The 20,556-nt window shown below is 71.5% G+C and carries 16 protein-coding genes; 8 read left to right on the plus strand and 8 right to left on the minus strand.

Translation table 11 applies throughout. The annotated features are described in order from the left end of the window. Window positions 1-158: 158 nt before the first annotated feature. Window positions 159-797, plus strand: a complete 639-nt coding sequence (locus ACWXWW_RS05555; protein WP_455969214.1) for a TrmH family RNA methyltransferase — start codon at window positions 159-161, stop codon at window positions 795-797. Between the two features lie 77 nt (window positions 798-874). Then, window positions 875-1,342 carry a VOC family protein gene (locus ACWXWW_RS05560; protein ID WP_271172591.1) on the plus strand — a complete coding sequence of 156 codons (468 nt, stop codon included), beginning with the start codon at window positions 875-877 and terminating at the stop codon, window positions 1,340-1,342. 1 nt (window position 1,343) lies between these two features. Here ACWXWW_RS05560 and ACWXWW_RS05565 read toward each other — a convergent pair whose 3' ends face one another. From ACWXWW_RS05565 to ACWXWW_RS05575, 3 genes are read right to left on the minus strand one after another with little or no spacing between them, the layout of a single operon-like run. Continuing rightward, window positions 1,344-2,669, minus strand: a complete 1,326-nt coding sequence (locus tag ACWXWW_RS05565; RefSeq protein WP_455969299.1) for an MATE family efflux transporter — start codon at window positions 2,667-2,669, stop codon at window positions 1,344-1,346. Next, complete coding sequence (locus ACWXWW_RS05570; RefSeq protein ID WP_455969216.1) at window positions 2,663-3,967, minus strand: HipA domain-containing protein; 1,305 nt, start codon at window positions 3,965-3,967, stop codon at window positions 2,663-2,665. Before ACWXWW_RS05570 ends, ACWXWW_RS05565 begins: the two co-directional genes overlap by 7 nt. Then, a complete protein-coding gene (locus ACWXWW_RS05575) occupies window positions 3,960-4,199 on the minus strand; it encodes a helix-turn-helix domain-containing protein (RefSeq protein WP_455969218.1) in 240 nt (79 codons plus the stop codon). Before ACWXWW_RS05575 ends, ACWXWW_RS05570 begins: the two co-directional genes overlap by 8 nt. A gap of 133 nt (window positions 4,200-4,332) precedes the next feature. Here ACWXWW_RS05575 and ACWXWW_RS05580 point away from each other — a divergent pair, with 133 nt between their 5' ends. Next, window positions 4,333-6,300 (plus strand): M13 family metallopeptidase, encoded by a 1,968-nt coding sequence (locus ACWXWW_RS05580; protein WP_455969220.1) that lies wholly within the window; start codon window positions 4,333-4,335, stop codon window positions 6,298-6,300. A gap of 125 nt (window positions 6,301-6,425) precedes the next feature. Further along, entirely contained in the window at window positions 6,426-7,337 is a 912-nt protein-coding gene (locus ACWXWW_RS05585; protein WP_455969222.1) for a serine hydrolase, read from the plus strand. Window positions 7,338-7,373: 36 nt separating this feature from the next. Here ACWXWW_RS05585 and ACWXWW_RS05590 read toward each other — a convergent pair whose 3' ends face one another. Continuing rightward, entirely contained in the window at window positions 7,374-8,399 is a 1,026-nt protein-coding gene (locus tag ACWXWW_RS05590) for a PDR/VanB family oxidoreductase (RefSeq protein ID WP_455969224.1), read from the minus strand. A 12-nt stretch (window positions 8,400-8,411) separates the two neighbouring features. Beyond that, window positions 8,412-9,551, minus strand: a complete 1,140-nt coding sequence (locus ACWXWW_RS05595; protein ID WP_455969226.1) for an aromatic ring-hydroxylating dioxygenase subunit alpha — start codon at window positions 9,549-9,551, stop codon at window positions 8,412-8,414. A 108-nt stretch (window positions 9,552-9,659) separates the two neighbouring features. Here ACWXWW_RS05595 and ACWXWW_RS05600 point away from each other — a divergent pair, with 108 nt between their 5' ends. Genes ACWXWW_RS05600 through ACWXWW_RS05615 form a run of 4 tightly spaced genes read left to right on the plus strand, consistent with a single transcriptional unit; the run spans window position 9,660 to window position 17,012 of the window. Next, window positions 9,660-10,268, plus strand: a complete 609-nt coding sequence (locus tag ACWXWW_RS05600; RefSeq protein ID WP_455969228.1) for a PadR family transcriptional regulator — start codon at window positions 9,660-9,662, stop codon at window positions 10,266-10,268. A gap of 47 nt (window positions 10,269-10,315) precedes the next feature. Continuing rightward, window positions 10,316-12,187 (plus strand): HSP90 family protein, encoded by a 1,872-nt coding sequence (locus ACWXWW_RS05605; protein ID WP_455969230.1) that lies wholly within the window; start codon window positions 10,316-10,318, stop codon window positions 12,185-12,187. Continuing rightward, window positions 12,184-14,991 carry a hypothetical protein gene (locus tag ACWXWW_RS05610; protein ID WP_455969232.1) on the plus strand — a complete coding sequence of 936 codons (2,808 nt, stop codon included), beginning with the start codon at window positions 12,184-12,186 and terminating at the stop codon, window positions 14,989-14,991. Before ACWXWW_RS05605 ends, ACWXWW_RS05610 begins: the two co-directional genes overlap by 4 nt. Window positions 14,992-15,050: 59 nt before the next feature. After that, entirely contained in the window at window positions 15,051-17,012 is a 1,962-nt protein-coding gene (locus ACWXWW_RS05615) for a BCCT family transporter (RefSeq protein ID WP_271172597.1), read from the plus strand. A gap of 61 nt (window positions 17,013-17,073) precedes the next feature. Here ACWXWW_RS05615 and ACWXWW_RS05620 read toward each other — a convergent pair whose 3' ends face one another. The 3 genes from ACWXWW_RS05620 to purU form a co-directional block, all read right to left on the minus strand. Beyond that, window positions 17,074-18,774, minus strand: a complete 1,701-nt coding sequence (locus tag ACWXWW_RS05620) for a long-chain-fatty-acid--CoA ligase (RefSeq protein WP_455969234.1) — start codon at window positions 18,772-18,774, stop codon at window positions 17,074-17,076. A 97-nt stretch (window positions 18,775-18,871) separates the two neighbouring features. Then, entirely contained in the window at window positions 18,872-19,525 is a 654-nt protein-coding gene (locus ACWXWW_RS05625; RefSeq protein ID WP_455969236.1) for a ThuA domain-containing protein, read from the minus strand. 146 nt (window positions 19,526-19,671) lie between these two features. Then, window positions 19,672-20,547, minus strand: coding sequence for a formyltetrahydrofolate deformylase (purU, locus tag ACWXWW_RS05630; RefSeq protein WP_271172600.1), 876 nt, complete (start codon window positions 20,545-20,547; stop codon window positions 19,672-19,674). Between the last annotated feature and the right edge of the window lie 9 nt (window positions 20,548-20,556).

A 20,556-nucleotide genomic window follows, 5' to 3' on the forward strand; every position in this document is an offset into this window, starting at 1 on the left:
GTGCGTGTGCGTGTGCGTGTGCGTGTGCGTGTGCGGATTCGGATGGCTGGGGCTGGTGTCGCCGGGTGGGGTCGACACGCGCACACGAGCCCCACGGGTCCGACAGGTGGACTTGGGCGCCGGGGCCGTGTTGCGCTGACACCCGGTAGCCTCGTCCGGTGACGGACGCGCAGCCCGAGCCCCACCGCGAGGCGTCGACCCACGGCGTCGGGCCCTGGCCCGGCGCGTGGCCCGAGGGCGATCACTACGACCCCGAGCTCCTCGCGAACGGCGATTCGCGCAATGTCGTCGACCGGTACCGCTACTGGCGCATGGAGGCGATCGTCGCCGACCTGGACACGCGCCGCCATCCGTTCCATGTCGCGATCGAGAACTGGCAGCACGACATGAACATCGGGTCGATCGTGCGCAGCGCCAACGCGTTCCTCGCCGAGTCGGTGCACATCATCGGCCGCAAGCGCTGGAACCGGCGCGGCGCGATGGTGACCGACCGCTACCAGCACGTCGTCCACCATCCGGATGTCGCGTCGTTCGCGGCCTGGGCCGCGAAGGAGGCGCTCCCGATCATCGCGGTCGACAACGTGGGCGACGCCGTGCCCGTCGACAGGGCCGAGCTGCCAGAGCGGTGCGTGCTCCTCTTCGGCCAGGAGGGGCCGGGCCTGACGGACGAGGCGCTCGCCGCGGCCTCGGGCCACATCGAGATCACGCAGTACGGCTCGACGCGCTCGATCAACGCCTCCGCGGCGGGTGCGATCGTCATGTACGAGTGGGCCCGGCGATACGCGCGTGACGCGTGATGCCACCCCTCGACGCGACCCGCGCGCGGGCGTAGCGTGAGCGGCGTCAGCGACCGTCGACGCCGAAGGAGTCCGAAATGGCCGAGCTCGCCCGCATCCAGCCGTGCCTGTGGTTCGACGATAACGCGCGGGAGGCGATGGAGTACTACGTCTCCGTCTTCCCGAACTCGCGCATCCGCAGCATCGAGGAGTACCCCGACGAGAAGCTCGACGCCCACTTCACGGGCATGAGCGGGAAGGTCCTCAACGGGCAGTTCACGCTCAACGGGGTCGACTTCGTGTGCCTCGACGGCGGGCCCCTCTTCACCTTCAACGAGGCCGTGTCGTTCGTCGTCTCGTGCGACGGGCAGGAGGAGATCGACCGCTACTGGGAGGCGCTGTCGCACGTGCCCGAGGCCGAGCAGTGCGGATGGTGCAAGGACCGGTTCGGCGTCAGCTGGCAGATCATCCCGCGCAACATGGGCGAGCTCGTGAGCAGCCCCGCGGCCATCCAGGTGATGATGCAGCAGAAGAAGGTCGTGATCGCCGAGCTCGAGAGCGCCTGAGCTACGCGGCCTGCTCCATCCACGCCCTGCCGCGGATGCGCGCGCCGAGCGTGACGCCGCGCGCGAGCATGTAGACCCCGTAGTAGGTCGCGGAGAGCCACGCGAGCGCTCCCGGTCCGGATGGCGAGAGCCACGCGAGCGCGATGAGCGCGGGCAGGTAGGGGAGGAGGTTCAGGCCTCCCGCGATCGCGAGGTAGCGCGCGTCGTTCGCGCCCATGAGCACGCCATCGAGCACGAACACGAAGGCGCCGATCGGCTGCGAGACCGCGAGCACGAGGAGCGCGGGCTGGATGTCGGCGGCCACCTCCGCGTCGCCCGTGAAGACGACGCCGATGACGCCCGACAGCGCGGCGATGACGACGCCGGCCGCCACGCCGCCCCACACGCCCCACAGCACGGTGCGGCCGAGCACGGCGCGCACCTGCCGCGGGTCCCTCTCGCCGAGCGCCTTGCCGACGAGGGCCTGCGCGGCGATCGCGAGCGCGTCGAGCGCGAACGCTGTCGTGGAGAAGATCGTGAAGACGACCTGCCATCCGGCGAGCTCGCGCGTGCCGAGGTCGGTCGCCACCCAGACCGTGCCGAGCGTCGCGACGCGCAGGCTCACGGTGCGCAGGAACATCCATCCGCCCGAGCGGGCGGAGCCGCCGAGCCCCTCGCGGTGCGGACGGATCGTCGCGCGGTGGCGTCGCGCGAGCCGCCCGATGACGACGACGTAGGCGCCGACCATGCCCCACTGCACGAGGACGGTTCCGGCCGCCGACCCGGCGACGCCCCATCCGAGCCCGTAGATGAGCAGCCAGTTCACCCCGGCGTTGAGCGTGAAGCCCGCGCCCGCGATCCACAGCGGCACGATCGTGTTCTGCAGCCCGCGCAGGAGGCCCGTCGCGGCGAACACGATGAGCATCGCGGGAAGACCCCACATCGAGATCCCGAGGTACGCCTCGGCGTGCCCGGCGACCGCCGCGTCCGGCGAGAACGCCGCGACGAGCGCGGGGACGGCGAAGGTCCCGGCGACCGCGAGGGCGGCGCCGATGCCGAGCGCGAGCCACATGCCGTCGATGCCGACCGAGACGGCCGCGCGGACGTCGCCCGCGCCGAAGCGGCGCGCGACCGCGGGGGTCGTGGAGTACGCGAGGAACACCATGAGGCCCACGATCGTGGTGAGGACCGCGGACGCGATGCCGAGGCCCGCGAGCTCGTCGATGCCGAGGTGCCCGACCATGGCCGCATCCACCGCGAGGAAGAGCGGCTCGGCGATGAGCGAGCCGAGAGCGGGGACCGCGAGCCGCAGGATGTCGCGGTCGAGGGAGCGGCGGGCGGTCACCATCCCGCCGCGGGTCCGGTCGCGTTCCGCCACTCCCAAGCACCTGCGGGTGCCCGGCGTCGAGGCGGCGCCTCGTCGAGCCCGGTCGCGGTCCTGCCGGCGAGCAGGTTCTCAGCCGTGCGACGCACGATCTCCTCGAGGCCAGGATGGGCCGCAGGATGCGGCCTCTCGAGCTCTGCGATCCGCATGACGTCCGCGAGCAGATCGGCGACCGCTGCGTCGGCGCCGCGGATTCCCCAGGAGTCCGCTTCCGCCTCCAGGTGATCTCGGCGGACGCCGGCGAAGTCGAACACGCCGGCGATGCTGAGAGCCACCTCTCCGTCGTTCCCGTACTCGGGGAAGTGCTGAGGGACGACGTCGTACATCGGCGCCAGCGTGAATCCTCCGTCCGCTTCATGCAGAAGCGAGATGTTCTTCAGATGCATGTCCAGATTCCCGACCGCCACTGAGAGGGCCGTCATCCGCAGAAGCCTGAGGCGGTCGTCTCGCGAGAGGTGGGCGGCGACATCCCTCAGTCCTTTCCGGCCATACGCCTCGTACTTGTCGTTCCGGCGCAGCCCGAGAACCTGGTTGAAGTCCTCCTGATGGATCCGTCCATCCGCCCGATCGCGAGCTCGGTCGTAGCGTTCGATGATGAGGGCGTCGATGTCTTCGAAGCGTCGGACAGCCGTTTCGAATCCGGCGAGGCCGAGCGCTCGGGCGAATCGGGAGCCGTACTCCTCGTCGAAGATCAGATGGGGGTGCCTCGCCACCTTGGGCTTGATGATGTGCGTCGACGGGAATCCGTCCACAGCCCTGGCCCAAGCGTCTCCGTCCCGCACGAGGACGACCTTGCTCTGGACGCCGGCGAGCGACGACTTCCCGCGCTGCGGTGCGTTGCCGAGTGGGTGGGCGGCGACGTTTCGGAGCAGGTCTGCGACCGCGGCCTCGTCCAGCGGCGCGACCGACGGGGTGCGCGGCTCTCCGGGGACCGTCGGGTCCCAGATCTGGATCGCACCGGCGACATCGCGGCCGTAGGCCCGAAGCAGGGCGATCGTGTCGTCTTCGTCCCGGATCCCCGCTTGGCGTGCCAGCTGCTGTCGGGCGTCGCCCTCCGGCAGGAGCTCGGAGAAGAAGTTCTGTCGCATCGCGCGCCGTCGCGGCTCCGGCCGCGGAGTGAGGGGGACGGCGAGCGAGAGCACTGTGCTGTTCACTCCGTGACGTCGGATGGCCTCGGTCGAGGCGCGGAAGTCGAACGATGAGCCGCTCCCGACGAGGGCGCCGATCTCGTCGCCGTGGAGCCCGACGACGAGGTCACCCATCCGTGTCGTCGCCCTCCGGGATGGCGACCGTGAGCACCGCACCGACCTCGTGCAGCGCCTCCACCAGACGGGCGACCGCGGTCACCGGTCGCCCCGACTCCATCTCGCTCACATAGCGCTGCGTGATCCCCATCCGCGCGGCGAGCTCGCGTTGCGAGAGCCCCGCGGCCTTGCGGGCCTGCTGGAGCGCGAGGCCGAGGTCGTCCGGTCTGCGCACGGTTCCTTCGTACACGGCACCCCCTACTTGATGTCGAAATCGTCGTCAGGCTATCCGACTACGTTTTCGTAGTCAATCACCGCGATGATGATTCTGTAGTCACGACGACGCGGCGCCCGCGTCCGGGGCTGTGCATACGATGGAGCGCATGACGGCTGAATCGCTCCCCTCCGGTATCGCCCTCGACGAGCTCAGTGAGGAGATCCGGCCGCAGGACGACCTCTACCGCCACGTCAACGGCGCCTGGATCGACCGGACCGAGATCCCGGGCGACAAGGCCCGCTGGGGCGCGTTCCACCAGCTCGCCGAGCAGGCCGAGAAGGATGTGCGCGCGATCGTCGAGGAGGCGCAGGGCGCCGACCCGGGAACCGAGACGCGCAAGGTCGGCGACCTGTACGCGAGCTTCATGGACACCGAGCGCATCGACGCCCTCGGCGCCGCGCCGCTCGTTCCGCTGCTCGAGCGCGTCGACGCCGTGACCGACGTCGCGTCGCTGCTGCGGACCGCCGGCGAGTTCGACCGCGAGGGCCTGGGCGGCCCGATCGGCGTGTTCGTCGAGCCCGACCCGGGCGACCCCACGCGTTACGTCCCGTTCCTCGTCCAGTCGGGCATCTCGCTCCCCGACGAGAGCTACTTCCGCCTCGAGAACTTCGAGGGCACGCGCGCGGCCTTCCGCCGTCACGTGGAGCGCCTGCTCGAGCTGGCGGGCGTCGACGACGCCGCGGGCCAGGCCGAGCGCCTCTATGCACTGCAGAAGGACATCGCGTCGCACCACTGGGACAACGTCCGCAGCCGCGACGCCGTCGCGACCTACAACCTGAAGTCGTGGGACGAGATCCAGCAGCTCGCGGGCGTCGACCTCGCGCCGTGGCGCGACGCGGTCGCGCCGGGCAGGCCCGAGGTGTTCGCCGAGGCGGTCGTCTACCAGCCCTCGGCGCTCGAGGGCCTCGGCTCGCTCCTCGTCGCCGAGCGCCTCGACGACTGGAAGGCGTGGCTGCGGTTCCAGGTCGTGCACGCCCTCGCGCCGTACCTGTCCGACGACTTCGTCGATGAGAACTTCGCCTTCTACGGCACCGAGCTCACCGGCGTGCCGACCATCCGCGAGCGCTGGAAGCGCGGTGTGTCGCTCGCGGAGGGAGCGCTGGGCGACGCGATCGGCCGCGTCTACGTCGAGCGGCACTTCCCGCCGAGCGCGAAGACCGCGATGGACGAGCTCGTCGCGAACCTCACCGAGGCGTACCGCCAGAGCATCTCGACGCTCGAGTGGATGAGCCCTGCGACGCGCGAGAAGGCGCTCGAGAAGCTCGACACCTTCACCCCGAAGATCGGCTATCCCGCGAAGTGGCGCGACTACGACGCCGTCGAGATCACCGCGACCGATCTCATCGGCAACGTCCGCCGCACGAACATCGCCGAGCACGACCGGCAGCTCGGCAAGGTCGGCAAGCCGATCGACCGCGACGAGTGGTTCATGACGCCGATGACCGTGAACGCGTACTACAACCCGCTCATGAACGAGATCGTCTTCCCCGCGGCGATCCTGCAGCCGCCGTTCTTCGACGCCGATCGCGACCCCGCGGCGAACTACGGCGGGATCGGCGGCGTCATCGGGCACGAGATCGGCCACGGGTTCGACGACCAGGGGAGCCGCTACGACGGGACCGGGGCGCTCAACGACTGGTGGACCGAGGAGGACCGCGCCGCCTTCGAGGAGCGCACCCGGTCGCTCATCGAGCAGTACAACGCCCTCGTCCCGCAGGGCCTCGACGCGTCGCACACCGTCAACGGAGCGCTCACGATCGGCGAGAACATCGGCGACCTCGGCGGTCTCGGCATCGCCCTCAAGGCCTACGAGCTCTCGCTCGGCGGCGAGGAGGCGCCGATCGTCGACGGCCTGACCGGTGTGCAGCGCCTTCTGCTGTCGTGGGCGCAGGTGTGGCAGCAGAAGTCGCGCGAGGCCGAGACCATCCGCCTCCTCACGATCGACCCGCACTCGCCCAACGAGTTCCGGTGCAACCAGATCGTGCGCAATGTGGACGCGTTCTACGCCGCCTTCGACGTCCAGCCGAGCGACGCGCTGTGGCTCCCCGAGGACCAGCGCGTGACGATCTGGTGAGAGTTCGCTGAGGGCGGCTCCCGCGCGGGCATAATCGAGACACACCTGCATCCATCGCGGAGCGGGCGTCGCCGAGAGCACCCCGACGTCGCCGCTCGCGGGTGCGAGCGGATGGGAAGGGACCCGTGGCCATCGAGCCTCAGAAGGAAGCCGTCTCGCTGCGCGGCGAGCGTCGGGAGGCGCGCCGCCTGCGTCGCCGTGCCATCCTGCAGCCGACCTTCACCGCGACGCTCCGCTCGATCGAGGCCCTCGTCGCGGCGGACGCCCGCGCCGGCGTGCACGTCGTCGACCTCGACCGTGAGACGGTGCTGCTGAGCGGAGACGACCACGTGACCCTGCCGGTCGGCGGCGTGGGCACGGTGCCGCTGCTCATCGAGGCCGCCGCGCAGTTCGACGCCGGAGAGCTGGATCCCGACGAGATCGTCGCGCGGGATCCGCTCGACCCCGTGCGGATGTCAGGGGTGTGGCGGCACCTGCGCACGCGCGAGCTCCCCGCCGGCGACCTCGCGATCCTCGCCGCCACGACCGACGACGCGCTCGCCGCGAACGCCCTGCTGGACCGGGTCGGGCACGAGAGGGTGACCCGGCGCTTCGTCTCACTCGGGATGCCGCGGTCGGCTCTGCTCGACCACTTCCGCGAACGGCGAGGGCCGGATGATGCCCCGCACGTCGCGCTCGGAACGGCGCGCGAGTTCGCGCGGCTCTTCGCCGACATCGTGTCGGGTCGCGTCGTGAACGCCGCGGTGAGCGCGCAGGGTGCGGAATGGCTGACGCAGGGTCACGATCTCAGCCTCGTGGGCAGCGCGACGGGGCTCGACCCGTTCGCTCACGACGACGACCCCCACGGGCTCCTCTTCCTCAATCGCACGGGCAGGGCGCCCGACGTGCGCGCCGAGGCCGGCGTGCTCGCGGGAGCGCGCGGCGCCGTGGCCTACGCGCTCTTCGTCGAGTTCGACGACGCCGGGATCCTGCACCGTGACCGCGCGCACGAGGCGTTCCGGGCACTCGGCCGCGAGCTCATGGAGTACGTCGTCTGAGGCGCGCCGCAGCGGGCGGCCGAGTGGTGGGCGCTGTCATGGGAGCTCCAGGGTGAGGACGCCGCGGCCGGCCGGCGCCTGAGGGGATGGGGGGAAGGCGGCACGCGAGACGCACAGACACAGACGGTCGTCGGCGGCTTTCTGCGCGTCGTCGAAGAAGACATCGCGGTGGTCCACGCGGCCGGACACCTCGAGGATGCGGACGGCGCAGAGACCGCACTCGCCCTTCCGGCAGTCGGACATCACGGCGATGCCCGCGTCCTCGAGGGTCTCGAGAACCGTGGCGTCTGCCGGCACTCCGATCTTGCGTCCGAGCTGGGGGAGTCGCACGACGAAGTCCTGGGGCTCCCACGATCCGGAATTGCCGAAGGTCTCGAAGCGGAGGCTGGGCAGAGCGAGGCCCGCCCCGAGCCAGGCGCGCTTCATGTCCTCCATGAGCGGGACCGGCCCGCACAGGTACATCTCCGTGCGCGCAGCGAGGGGGTGCGCGGCGACGTCCTCGGCGAGGCGTGCGAGGTCGGGACGGCCAACGGCGCCCGTCAGCCGCAGCTCGAGTCGGTCGCCGTGCCGCTCGGCGAGCTCGTCGAGGAACGGCAGCGCCTCACGGGTTCTGCCGATCACGATGAGCCGGTAGTCGGACCCGCGAACGCGCAGCGTCTCGGCCATCGCGATGGTGGCGGTGAGGCCGATCCCGCCGGCGAGGAGCACGTAGCGGGCGGCGCCGACGCCGAGGGGGAAGTTCTGCAGGGGCGCCGTGGTCGGGATCCGATCTCCGGGGCGCAGAGCGTGCATGCGACGCGAGCCGCCGCGGCTGCGCGCAGCCAGCTGTACGGCGAGGGTGAGACGGCGCCCGTCGTCTTCGCTGCGCACGATCGAGTACGACCGGGTGAGCGTTTTCGCCGTCCCGTCCAGGTCGGGGCGCAGGCGCACGTCCACGTGAGTGCCGGGTCGGGCGTGCACGGGTTCCTGCGGGGCGAGCACGATGCGGCGCACGCGATCGGAGACGAGCTCGGACTCGAGCACCTCGGAGATGCCCCACGTGACGATGCTGTCGATGGCCATCCTGGTCGCCGCTCAGCCCGCTGTGACGGCCTGGAGCCGAGACGTCGCGCCGTCGAGGGCGGGATCGGCGCTGGACGCCCTGCCCTCGGCCGCGAGCATCTCGTCGAGGATGCGCCGCACCCACATCCCGCCCCCGTCGATGTTGAGGCTGTAGAACGCGTGCTCGGGGTTCGCGTCGATCGCGCGCTGCTGGGCGACGAGCATCGCCTCGTCTTCCGCGAACACGCCCTTCACACCTTCTCTCAGCTGGGTGGTGATGCGCTGGCTCTCGAGGCGGTAGTTGCGCATGAATGCCCAGAAGTAGTGGCTCGTGCGGTCCGTCTCGGGCGTGATCGTGTTCATGACGTAGCCGTTGACGCCCTGGCTGCGGTCGCCCTCGGGCGCGCCCGTGCCGGCCTTGGCCACGCCCACGTCGATGAGGATGGTCCCGGGTGCCTCGTAGTGGATGATCTGCCATCGGTCCACACGTCCCTCGAACCCCGGGAAGCGGTCGCGCATGTTCTTCCGCCAGAACGGCGGCGCCTCGATGTCGAGCATCCAGCGGGTGACCGTGACCCGTCGATCGCCGTCTCGCGTCAGGTGGAACTCGGATTCGCTCAGCTCCTCCTGCCCGATGCTCGAGGAGTGCACGAACTCCTCGTGCGTGAGATCCATGAGGTTGTCGAGGATGAGCTGGTAGTTGCACCCGGCCTCGATCGTGAGCCCGTCGCCGGCCCACGCGGGGTCGTCCATCTGGTGCATGTCGGGGATGAGCGCCGGGTCGGCGAGGTCGGGATCGCCCGGCCAGACCCAGACGTAGCGGTGCCGCTCCACGACCGGGTACGACGGCACGAGCGCGCTCGGGTTGAGAGTGCGCTGGGCGGGCATCGCCGTGCAGCGCCCCGACGAGTTGTAGCGGAGGCCATGGTAGGGGCACTGGATCTCGTCGCCCATGACCTTGCCCATCGACAGGGGAGCGAGGCGATGCCAGCAGGCGTCGGCGAGGGCGCTCACCGCGCCGTCCGTCGTCCGCCACAGCGCCATCGGGATGCCGGCGATCGTGCGCGCGAAGGGCTTCGCGCCGGTGATCTCGTGGTCCCAGCCCGCGACGTACCAGGCGTTGCGCGGGAAGTCGAAGACCTTCGCGGTCACCGAACGGGGTGGCTGTTCCATCGCTCCTCCTCGAGCAGATACCTATGAAGATAGGTAAACCGTGCGGCTGACCATACCTATGAGCAGAGGGATCCGCAAGAGCTCGCGCCGAGTGCATAGGGTGATCGGGTGAGTCTCCGCTATGCGCTTCTCTCGCTTCTCAGCGGGCAGGACATGACCGGCTACGAGGTATCCCGTCAGTTCAGCCAGTCGGTCGCGCACGTCTGGCACGCACCCGACTCGCAGATCTACCCGGAGCTGCGGCGCCTCGCCGAGGAGGGAGCGCTCGAGGTCGAGGAGATCGACGACGGCGGGCGCGGCACGAAGAAGCTCTACCGGATCACGGAGATCGGGATGGCTGAGCTCCGCTCCTGGCTCGCCGCGCCGACGGCCCATCGCCGACAGCGCGACCCCGCGTATCTCAAGGCCGCCTACCTGGAGTGGGCGGACGCCGACGCCGTGCGCGCTCGGATGCACGAGCACATCGCGTTCTACTCCGCGCATCTCGAGAAGCTCGAGTCGACACGCGCCTCGCTCCTCGACCGAAGCCATCCCACACTGCGTCGGCGGCTCGAGCGCCACCCCGTCGCCCAGCACGAGCGGATCGTCGCGTGGAAGGTGTTCGCCTACGACGGCCTCATCGAGCAGGCGCGCCAGGAGATCGCGTGGGCGCGCCGCGGCCTCGAGCTCGCCGCCCAGTTCGACGCGAGCGGCGAAGCCGATGCGCCCGTCGCCTGACGGCCCCGCGCGCACCGGGAGTTCACCGACATCCGTAGGCTGGACGGGTGCGGTTCGAATCGGGTGCCCCTGACGTCCGGCCCTTCCAGGTCGATCTCCGCGGGGTCGTCGACCTCCTGAGCCGCCACATCTACTCCAGCCCCCAGGTCTTCCTGCGCGAGCTGCTCCAGAACGGCCGGGACGCCATCCGGGCGCGCCGCGACCTCGACGGAGGAGCTCCCGCCGGCGTGCTCGAGATCGAGCCGGCCGCCTCCGGACGTCCCTTCCGCTTCCGCGACAACGGCGTGGGCCTCACGGCCGAGGAGGCCGCCGAGCTGCTGTCGACCGTGGGGCGCTCGTCGAAGCGCGACGACCTCCTGCAGGCCCGACGCGCGGACTACCTCGGCCAGTTCGGCATCGGCCTGCTGAGCTGCTTCATGGTGGCCGACCGGATCGTGGTGCGCAGCCGATCGGCGAAGGGCGCGCCCGCGATCGAGTGGATCGGCGACGCATCGGGGCAGTTCGGCATCCGGGAGCTCGACCCGGAGGAGACCGCGCGGATGGCCGTGGGCACCGAGATCGTGCTGGAGCCGCGCCCCGACGACGCGGCTCTGCTCGCGCCCGACCGCGTCCGGGCCCTCGCGACGCGCTTCGGGCAGTACCTGCCGGTCTCGGTCGCCATCCGCAACGACGACGCCACGCTCGACACCGTCACCCGCACGCCCGTCTTCCTCGGGGCCGCGGCGGATGAGCCGTCCGACGAGCTCCTCGCGCTGGGCACGGAGCTGCTCGGCCGGCGGCCGCTCGACGTCATCCCGCTCTCCGTCCCGGGGACGGGGACGGAGGGTGTGGCGTTCGTGCTCCCGTTCGCGCCGCCGCCCGGTGCGCGCCAGGCGAGCACGGTGCACCTGGGTCGGATGCTCGTGAGCGAGCACCTGGACGGCCTGCTGCCCGACTGGGCCTTCTTCGCCCGATGCGTGCTCGACACGTCGGGGCTCTCGCCGACCGCGAGCCGCGAGGCCTTCGTGGAGGACCCCGCGCTCGAGCACACCCGCGAGCAGCTGGGTGCCGCCATCCGCGCGTGGATCCTGCGGCAGGCGACCACCCGGCCGTGGAAGTTCCAGGAGTTCCTCGCCGTGCACCAGCTCGCGCTCAAGGCGATGGCGGCGCACGACGACGAGCTCGCGCGCACGGTGCTGCCGTGGCTGACCGTCGAGACGTCGGCGGGCGACATGACCATCGCCGACCTGACCCGGCGGCACGACGCGGCGCGCTACGCCGAGACGGTCGACGAATTCCGCCAGGTCGCGGCGATCGTGCCGTCCGACGCTCCCGTCGTGAACGGCGGATACGCGTACGACGCCGCGCTGCTGCGGCGGCTGCCCGAGCTGCTGGACTTCCCCGTCTCGCGGGTCACCGTGAGCGAGCTCCTCGACGAGCTCACGCCGCCGCCGCTTGCCGAGCGGGCGAGGGCCGTCGCGCTCGAGGAGCGGGCCACGGCCGCGCTCGCCGAGGTGGGCTGCTCGGTCTCGGCTCGCGGGTTCGCTCCCGCCGAGCTGCCCGCGCTCTGCGTCGTGGATCCCGAGGTCGTGCGCCGCATCGAGCGCGACAGCGCGCGCGAGGTCGCATCCGGCGGGATCTGGGGCGACGTGCTCGGCGACGTGAGCGCCCTCATCGAGGAGCGCCGCCGCGAGGACGGCAGGGAGGCCGCGACCGTGCGCCTCTGCCTGAACTGGACGAGCCCGCTCGTCGCGCGCCTCGCGGCGCTCGGCGACGACCTCGTCTTCGACCGCACGGTCAAGCTGCTGTACGTGCAGGCGCTGCTCGCGTCGCATCGGCCGCTCACCGCGGCCGATCGCCGGATGCTGACGTCGGCGATGAACGACATGGTGACCCTGAGCGTCGGGATCGCCGGAGACCTCGAAGGGGAACAGGCATGAGCGCACCCGGAAGCCGCAAGGCGCGGAAGATCGAGCGGCTTCTCGAGGAGGCGGCGGAGCTTCCGGTCGGACCGGAGGAGCGCGCGCTGCTCGACGAGGCCGTGCGGCTCGCCGACGAGGCGGGCGAGGAGGAGCTCGCCTATCGCGCGCGCATGCACCTCACCCCGTCGGCGCACATGGCGGGCGACACCGACACGATGCTCGCGTCGTTCGGATGGTGCGTCGGCAAGCACGATGCGGACCCCGTGCGCTTTCCGATCGACCCCGGCGTGCACGTCGACCTGCTGTTCCAGTACAAGTGGATGGCCGGGCGGCTCGCGAGCAACAGCCGGTTCCCGCGGGAGCGCGTCACCGCGCTGCACGCCGACATGGAGCGGCGCTATCGCGAGGCCGGCGTCGGCCAGACCGGCGTCCTGCAGTCCCGACACGACGTCGCGCTGCTGCTCGGCGACCCGGATGCGGCCGCGCGCTTCCTCATCGAGCGCGACGGACTCGAGCGAGACGACTACTCGCACTGCGAGGCGTGCGTGCGCTCGAGCGACGCGACCTTCGCCCAGCTGCGGGGAGACGATGCCGAGGCCATCCGGCTGTGGGAGGAGATCCTCGAGCAGGGCCTCTCGTGCGGGGAGGAGCCCGAGTTCGCCGAGTCGGAGGCGCTGCTCCCGCTCCTGAGGGCGGGGCGCGTCGAGGAGGCGCTCGCCGCCCACGCCCGCAGCTACCGCGCGGCCCGGACCAACCCGGACGGCTTCCCCATCATCGCCAACCACCTCGTCTTCTGCGCGGTGACCGGCAACCTCGCGCGCGGGCTCCAGCTGCTCGAGCGGCACATCGACGGGCTCGCGCACGACCCCTTCCACGAGGCGAACCACTTCTCGGGACTCGCCGCCGTCGGCGTCCTCCTCGACGCGGTCGTCGAGGCCGGCGAGGGAGCGACCCGGGTGCGCGGCTCCGACCATCCGACGCTCGAGCCGCTCCTGGGCGCCGCGGACGGGCCGCGGACCGCGGGCGAGCTGCGGGATGCCGCGTGGTCGGCCGCCGAGACGATCGCGGCGCGCTTCGACGCGCGCAACGGGAACGACTGGTTCGCCCGCACGCTGGCCGGCAAGCGGGCCCTGAGCGCGCAGCGCTGGGAGGCGCCGTTCGGCGGCGAGAGCTACGCGCCGCCCGTCGTCGACGACGCCGAGCCCGCTGACGCGGCCGGATGGCTGACGCGCGCCCGTCGGCGCCGCTTCGCGGCCGACCTCGATGGCGTGCGGGCGGCCGTCGCCGCAGGCCTCGCGCTCGGAGAGGGCGACCACGATGCCGAGCTGCATCGCGTGCTCCTCTACGCGCAGCTCGAGAGCGGCGACGACGAGGCCGCCCGGGCCACTCTGGCCCTGCGGACCGCGGCCCTGCGCGCCCACGGTCTCGCCGAGCACGCGGACCTCGAGGAGCGTCTCGGCCTGCTCCTGCTCGGCCGGTGCACCCCCGACGACATCCCGACGCTCGAGGCGGAGATCGAGCGCGCACGCGCCGCGCACCTGCCGTCGACCGTCGTCGCCGACCTGCTGATCACGATCGGCGCCGCCCGCCTGCGCGCCGAGCAGCCCGAGGCCGCGCTCGCCGCTCTCGACGAGGCGGAGGTGCTTCTCCCCGCCGACGACCCGCTCCTGCTGCGCCACGCGCTCGAGAGCGAGCGGCTCCAGGCGCTCATCCCGCTCGGACGAGCGGACGAGGCCGACGCGCTTGCCGCGTCGCGCATCGACGACCGCGCGAACGCCGGGTGGCCGCTGTTCTCCGAGCTGCGCCTGCGCGCCCAGGTGCTCGGCGGTCAGGGGCGCTTCGACGAGGCGCTCGGCTTCGCGGAGCGGCTTCTCGCGGAGTCCGTCGCGATCGACGTCGCGGGCCTCATCGCGTCGTCGGCACAGCTCACCGCCATGATCCTCAGCGACCTCGGAAGGCCTGACGAGGCCGCGGCGCGCATCGAGTTCGCCCTGCGCCACGCCGAGCGGGCTGAGCTGCCCACGGTCGGCCTGCGGTTCAACCTCGCGCGCATCCAGCTCGAGGCGGGTCAGGCGGCCGCCGGCCTGGAGAACCTCGAGACGGTCTACCTCGAGGAGAAGGCGACGGGCGCGGCTCCCGAGGCGGTGGCCGAGACCGGTCTCCATCTCGGGCACGCCGCCCTCGCGAACGACGAGCCGGGGATGGCGTACCGCGCGTGGAGCGAGGCGATCGACCTCGCGGAAGGGACGGAGGCCTTCGGGCTGGCCGCCGAGGCGGGCTCCGCGCTCGGCGAGCTGCTGCTCCGCTTCGGCGACCCCGACGCGCGCGACGTGTTCGAGCGCGCGCTCGAGCACGGGCGGCGCGTCGAGGGCTTCCGGGGGATGCCCGCGCTCCTGCACGGGATGGGCCGCGCGCGGCTGATGGGCGGCGACGAGGCGGGATTCGCGGACCTCGACGCGGCGACCGCGCAGGCGGAGGCCGAGGACGCGGTCTGGTACGCCGCGAACGTGCAGGACACGAAGGGGCGCTTCCTCGTCGACGCCGGCCGCCTCGACGAGGGCGTGCGCGTCCTCCTCGCCTCGGCCGACGTGCTCGCGCGCGAGGGCGACGTCATGACGGCAGCGGGCGGCGAGGTGTACGCCGCGCGCGGTCTGGCGGCGGCCGACCGCGCGGACGAGGCCGTCGCGGTGATGGCGAGCGCCCGCGACCGGGTGTCCGTCGGCACGGCAGCGCACACGGGGATCAGCCTCGAGCTCGCCGACCTGCTCGATGGGCTGGGCCGCGGCGCCGAGGCGGCGCAGGTGCGCGCGAGCGTCGCGTAGGGGCCGTCGCGCACGGGTGCCCAGGTACCGCTCAAGGCCTGCGTGGCAGGATGGAGCGAATGAGCGGAACTGAGAAGAGCCGCCGTGAGCAGAGCGCGCCCCTGAAGCCATCGGGGCCCGCCGACGCGGCGAAGAGAATCGTCCGTGACATCGCCGACCCGGCACCGCAGGGAGTCCACCCGGCGCTCATCCCCGGCATCGGGGTCGAGCAGACCGGCCGTGATTTCCGGACGGACCGGGTCGTCTTCGGTGCGGCGATCGTCGTCACGATCGCGTTCATCGTCTGGGGCGTTGCGGCAGGAGACAACCTCGCGGGCACCGCCTCGAGCGTGCTGTCGTGGGTCATCGAGTACGTCGGGGTGTTCTTCACCGTCATCGCGACGGTGGTCCTGGCCTTCATGCTGTACATCGGCTTCAGCCGGTTCGGCCGCATCCGGCTGGGGCGCGATGACGAGGAGCCCGAGTTCTCGGTGTTCTCCTGGATCTCGATGCTCTTCGCCGCCGGGATGGGCATCGGCCTCGTCTTCTGGGGCGCAGCCGAGCCGCTGACCTTCTTCGAGTCGCCTCCTCCGAACACGGCGGAGGCGGGCACCGTCGAGGCGATGCACACCGCCCTGACCCAGGTGCTCTACCACTGGGGCCCGCAGGCCTGGTCGTTCTACGCGCTCGTCGGCGGCGCGATCGCGTACGGCGCGTATCGCCGCGGGCGCACGCCCCTCATCTCGTCGATCTTCGCGCCGCTCCTCGGCGAGCGGCGGACGACGGGTCCGGTCGGACGCACGATCGACGTCTTCGCGATCATCGTCACGCTGTTCGGCACGGCCGCGTCGCTGGGCCTCGGCGCGCTGCAGATCGGCCACGGCGTCGAGCTCATCTCGGGCATCGGCGAGGTCGGCAACGGCCTCCTCATCGGCGTGATCGCGGTGCTCACGGCGGCCTTCATCGCGTCGGCGGTGTCGGGTGTCTCGCGCGGCATCCGCGCGCTCTCGAACATCAACGCCGTCGTCGCGCTGCTCCTGGCGTTCTTCGTCTTCTTCGTCGGCCCGACGATGCTCATCATCAACATCATCCCGTCGGTCGCCGCGCAGTTCCTCACCGACTTCACGACGATGGCCGCGCGCTCGGGCTCGCAGGGGCCCGAGGTGCAGGCGTTCCTCTCGGGCTGGACGATCTTCTACTGGGCCTGGTGGATCTCGTGGTCGCCCTTCGTGGGCATGTTCATCGCGAAGATCTCGCGCGGCCGCACGCTGCGCCAGTTCGTGTCGGTCGTCGTCGTGGTGCCGTCGGTCATCTCGTTCATCTGGTTCGCGATCTTCGGGACGACCGCGATCGACCAGCAGATGAATGGCGCCGGGCTCGAGGTCTCGCCGCCCGAGAGCGTGCTCTTCGGCGTGCTCGGCAACCTCCCTCTCGCGGGCGTGACGACGGTCATCCTCGCGGTGCTCGTCGCGATCTTCTTCGTGACCGGCGCCGATTCCGCCTCCCTCGTGATGGGGACGCTGTCGCAGCGCGGCAACCCCGAGCCGACGCGCTGGGTGACGATCGTCTGGGGCGCCCTCGTCGGCGTCATCGCGGCCATTCTCCTCGTGTCGGGCGAGGAGGGGAGCGGCCTGACCGCGCTCCAGAACGTGACGATCATCGCCGCGCTGCCGTTCGCCGTCATCATGGCGCTCATGATGGTGGCGTTCATGAAGGACCTGCACCGCGACCCGCTCATCCTCCGCGACGAGTACGCCGAGCGCGCCGTCCGTCACAGCGTGCGCACGGGTCTCGAGGAGTACGGCGACGACTTCGCGCTCGTCCCCGCTCCGTACGACCACTCGAGCGACGACCTCGCGTGGGTCGAGCCGGTCGTGGACGAGGAGTTCACGGAGCTCTACGCCAAGACCGAGGCGATGCCGATCGTCTCCGGCGAGAGCGAGCCCGATCTCGGGGGCTCGGCCGCGCCGGGCGGCGACCGCCTTCCCGAGGACGAGCGCGACGAGGAGCGCGACGACGAGGAGCGCAGGGCGGGGGTCTGATGACCCCGAACGCGACAGGGGCTCGGCTTCGGCCGGGCCCCTGTCGCGTTCCGGAGGTGCGCTACGGGCGCGCTCCGACCATCCGCTCGCGCACCTCGCGTCGCAGGACCTTGCCGACGAGCGAGCGCGGCAGCTCGTCGACGACGTCGATGCGCCGCGGCACCTTGTAGGCGGCGAGGTGCGTGCGGCAGAAGTCGCGCAGCGCCTCGGGCTCCGCGGCCGCGCCCTCGCGCAGCACGACCGATGCGCCCACGGACTCCCCGCCCTGCCCGCGCGGGAGCGACACGACCGCCGCGTCGACGACGTCGGGATGCGACAGGAGCGTCTCCTCGACCTCGCTCGGCGAGACGTTGAACCCGCCCGTGATGATGAGCTCCTTGAGCCGGTCGACGATCGTGACGAACCCGTCAGGCGAGACGGTCGCGATGTCGCCCGTGCGCAGCCAGCCGCCCTCGAGCAGCGCCGCGCGCGTCTCGGCGGGGCGCTGCCAGTAGCCCGAGAACACCTGCGGCCCGCGCAGGAGCAGCTCGCCCGCCTCGCCCGGAGCCAGATCCTTCGTCGGGTCGTCGGGGTCGACGACGCGGATGTCGGTGCTCGGGAACGGGACGCCGACCGTCCCGGGGCGGCGCGTGGGCCCCATCGGGTTGCCGAGCGCGACGGGGGAGGACTCGGTCATGCCGTAGCCCTCGACGAGCACGCCGCCGCTGATCTCCTCCCAGCGGCGGACGGTCGCGGTCGGCAGGCTCATCGCGCCCGAGATGGCGAAGCGGATCGAGCGGAGGTCGATCGCGCCCTGCGCGGCCGCCCGGGCGAGACGGTCGTAGATGGGCGGCACCGCGGGCAGGAACGTGGGCGGACTCGTGCGCGCGGCCTTCGTGACGAGGTCGACGTCGAACGTCGGGAAGAGCACGAGGCGCGCGCCGATGCTCATCGCGAAGGTCAGGCAGAGCGTCATGCCGTACGCGTGGAACAGGGGGAGGGCCCCGTAGAACGTCTCCGCACCCGGTCGGAGCCCTGGCACCCACGCCTCGCCCTGCATCGCGTTCGCGCGGAGGTTCCGGTGCGTGAGCATGGCGCCCTTGGGCGAGCCGGTCGTGCCGCTCGTGTACTGCAGGAGCGCGATGTCGTCGAGCGCGGGGCGGGGCGTCCGCCGCGACAGGCGGCGCGCGCCGACGATCGACTCCCAGGTCGTCACCCGGCGGGCGGATGGCCGGTGCGTGAGCTTCGCGCGGGCGGCGCGTGCCGACGGGAGGGGAAGGCGGAGGCCCAGCCGCATCGCGAACGGGAGCGCGCGCGTCAGGTCGACGCTCACGATGCCCTCGACGCGCACGTCGTCGGGGAACCCCGCGACGGTGTCGTGCACCCTGTCCCACACGATCGCGAAGCGCGCGCCGTGGTCCTCGAACTGATGACGCAGCTCGCGCGCGGTGTACAGCGGGTTGTGCTCGACGACGATGGCTCCCAGACGCAGCAGCGCGTAGAACGCGACCACGTGCTGCGGGCAGTTCGGCAGGACGATCGCGACGCGGTCTCCGCGTCGCACGCCGAGACGGCGCAGGCCCTCGGCCGCGCGCTCGATCTGCTCGCCGAGCTCGCGGTAGCTCGTCTCGGCGCCGAAGAACTCGAGCGCGGTCCGGCGTCCGAAGGCGGCGACGCTCGCGTCCATCATGTCGACGAGGGTCTGGGTGACCTCGCCGATCTCGTGCGGCACCTCCGGCGGATACGCGGACAGCCAGGGCCGGGAGTCGTACGGAGACGTCATGACCCCACGCTAGCCGCGGCCCCTCTGCGCCACCCGGGTCTTGACAGGCGGCAGGGTCTTGACAGGCGGCCGGGTCTTGACACGCGGGCGAGTCGCGTCAGCCGCGGGATGTCACCCAGCGCGCGAGCTGCGCGAAGAGCGCGCGGTGGCCATCCGATGCCCACGACCGCTCGTCGTGGCCGAGAGCGTCGACGGCGACCCGCGACGCGCCGTGCGCGCGCACCCACGCGGTCGGCTGGCTCTCGCCCTCCGTCTCGTGCCGCGCCACGACCATCCGCTCGCCGAAGGCCTGCAGACGTGTGTAGCGCTCGTCCTCGACGTCGAAGTCGTCGATCCGCGTGCCGTCGGGCAGCGCGTCGCCCGCGATGCGCACGCGGTCGAGGGGCGGATGCCACGAGATGCCCGGCACCCACATCCCGCCGATCGCGCCCGGCCAGTCGGGGTAGTCGCGCAGCGAGGAGAGCGCCGCGTGCACGGCGATGACGCCGATCCCGCGCTCGAGCGCGGCATGCAGGCCGTCGACGGAGGCCCCGGGGAGCGGCTCGGTCGTCTCGGATCGCCACGGGTCGCCCGCGTTCACGACGAGCAGGTCGACGCCCTCGAGCCGGGTCATCGCGCCGTCGACGTCCTCGTCGATCTCGACGTCGAAGCCCGCCTCGCGCAGGACATCCGCGATGAGCGGGCTGGTCTTCGTGTACGGATGCCAGGGGTCGGCGTAGCGGCCCGTTCCGGTGGCGATGAGCGCGCGCATGGGTCTCCTTCGTGTCCAGCCCGATGCTATCGGCCCGCCCACGTTGGAGCAGAGAGCTCACCGTGTCTCACTCGCCGCGGGAATGGCGGCGGGATTCCCGCGGCGAGTGAGACATGCAGAGGGTCAGAAGGCCCGGGGTCAGAGGGTCAGAACACGATGGTGTGGTTGCCGTGGCGGATGACCCGGTCCTGGGCGTGCCAGAGCACGGCGCGCGAGAGGACCGCGCGCTCGACGTCGGCTCCGCGGCGGCGGAGATCGTCGGCCGAATCGGCGTGCGTGACCCGCACGACGTCCTGCTCGATGATCGGACCCTCGTCGAGGTCCTCCGTGACGTAGTGGCTCGTCGCGCCGATGAGCTTGACGCCGCGCTCCTTCGCCTTGCGGTACGGGTTCGCCCCGATGAAGGCCGGCAGGAACGAGTGGTGGATGTTGATCACCGGCACGCCGACCTGCTCGAGGAAGTCGCTCGACAGGATCTGCATGTACCGGGCGAGCACGACGAAGTCGACGTTGCCCTTCAGCAGCCGGACGATCTCGGCCTCGGACTGCGACTTGTCCGGCCCCGCCTGCGACGGCACGTGGAAGAACGGCACGCCGAACGAGCGGACGTCCTCGGCGGTCGTCGTGTGGTTCGCGATGACCATCGGGATGCTCACCGGCAGCTCGCCGCGACGATGGCGCCACAGCAGGTCGAGCAGGCAGTGGTCGTCCTTCGAGGCGAGGATGGCCATCCGCTTCGGGATCGACAGATCGTTGAGCGTCCAGTTCATGCCGAGCGGTGCGAGCGTCGCGGTGAGATCGGCCTCGATCTCGTCCTTCGCGACCGGGAAGTTGGGGCGGTGGAACACGACGCGCTGGAAGAACTTCCCGCCCTCGGGGTCGGTCGAGTGCTGATCGAGCGACACGATGTTGCCCTGGTTGCGCGCGATGAGCGCGGCGATCGCGGCCACTACTCCCGACTGGTCTGGGCCGTCGACGATGAGGCAGGCGTGGTCGATCAGTTCTTCCCTCTGGGGCGTCATGCCCTCCAT

It is taken from the genome of Microbacterium sp. KNMS (genome assembly GCF_053851835.1).

What these genes read in the sequence shown, in the direction of transcription:
- ACWXWW_RS05560 (WP_271172591.1), top strand. Translation starts at nt 875, where the DNA reads ATGGCCGAGCTCGCCCGCATCCAGCCGTGCCTGTGGTTCGACGATAAC.
- ACWXWW_RS05565 (WP_455969299.1), bottom strand. Translation starts at nt 2,669, where the DNA reads ATGGTGACCGCCCGCCGCTCCCTCGACCGCGACATCCTGCGGCTCGCG.
- ACWXWW_RS05570 (WP_455969216.1), bottom strand. Translation starts at nt 3,967, where the DNA reads ATGGGTGACCTCGTCGTCGGGCTCCACGGCGACGAGATCGGCGCCCTC.
- ACWXWW_RS05580 (WP_455969220.1), top strand. Translation starts at nt 4,333, where the DNA reads ATGACGGCTGAATCGCTCCCCTCCGGTATCGCCCTCGACGAGCTCAGT.
- ACWXWW_RS05590 (WP_455969224.1), bottom strand. Translation starts at nt 8,399, where the DNA reads ATGGCCATCGACAGCATCGTCACGTGGGGCATCTCCGAGGTGCTCGAG.
- ACWXWW_RS05595 (WP_455969226.1), bottom strand. Translation starts at nt 9,551, where the DNA reads ATGGAACAGCCACCCCGTTCGGTGACCGCGAAGGTCTTCGACTTCCCG.
- ACWXWW_RS05610 (WP_455969232.1), top strand. Translation starts at nt 12,184, where the DNA reads ATGAGCGCACCCGGAAGCCGCAAGGCGCGGAAGATCGAGCGGCTTCTC.
- ACWXWW_RS05615 (WP_271172597.1), top strand. Translation starts at nt 15,051, where the DNA reads ATGAGCGGAACTGAGAAGAGCCGCCGTGAGCAGAGCGCGCCCCTGAAG.
- ACWXWW_RS05620 (WP_455969234.1), bottom strand. Translation starts at nt 18,774, where the DNA reads ATGACGTCTCCGTACGACTCCCGGCCCTGGCTGTCCGCGTATCCGCCG.
- ACWXWW_RS05625 (WP_455969236.1), bottom strand. Translation starts at nt 19,525, where the DNA reads ATGCGCGCGCTCATCGCCACCGGAACGGGCCGCTACGCCGACCCCTGG.
- purU (WP_271172600.1), bottom strand. Translation starts at nt 20,547, where the DNA reads ATGACGCCCCAGAGGGAAGAACTGATCGACCACGCCTGCCTCATCGTC.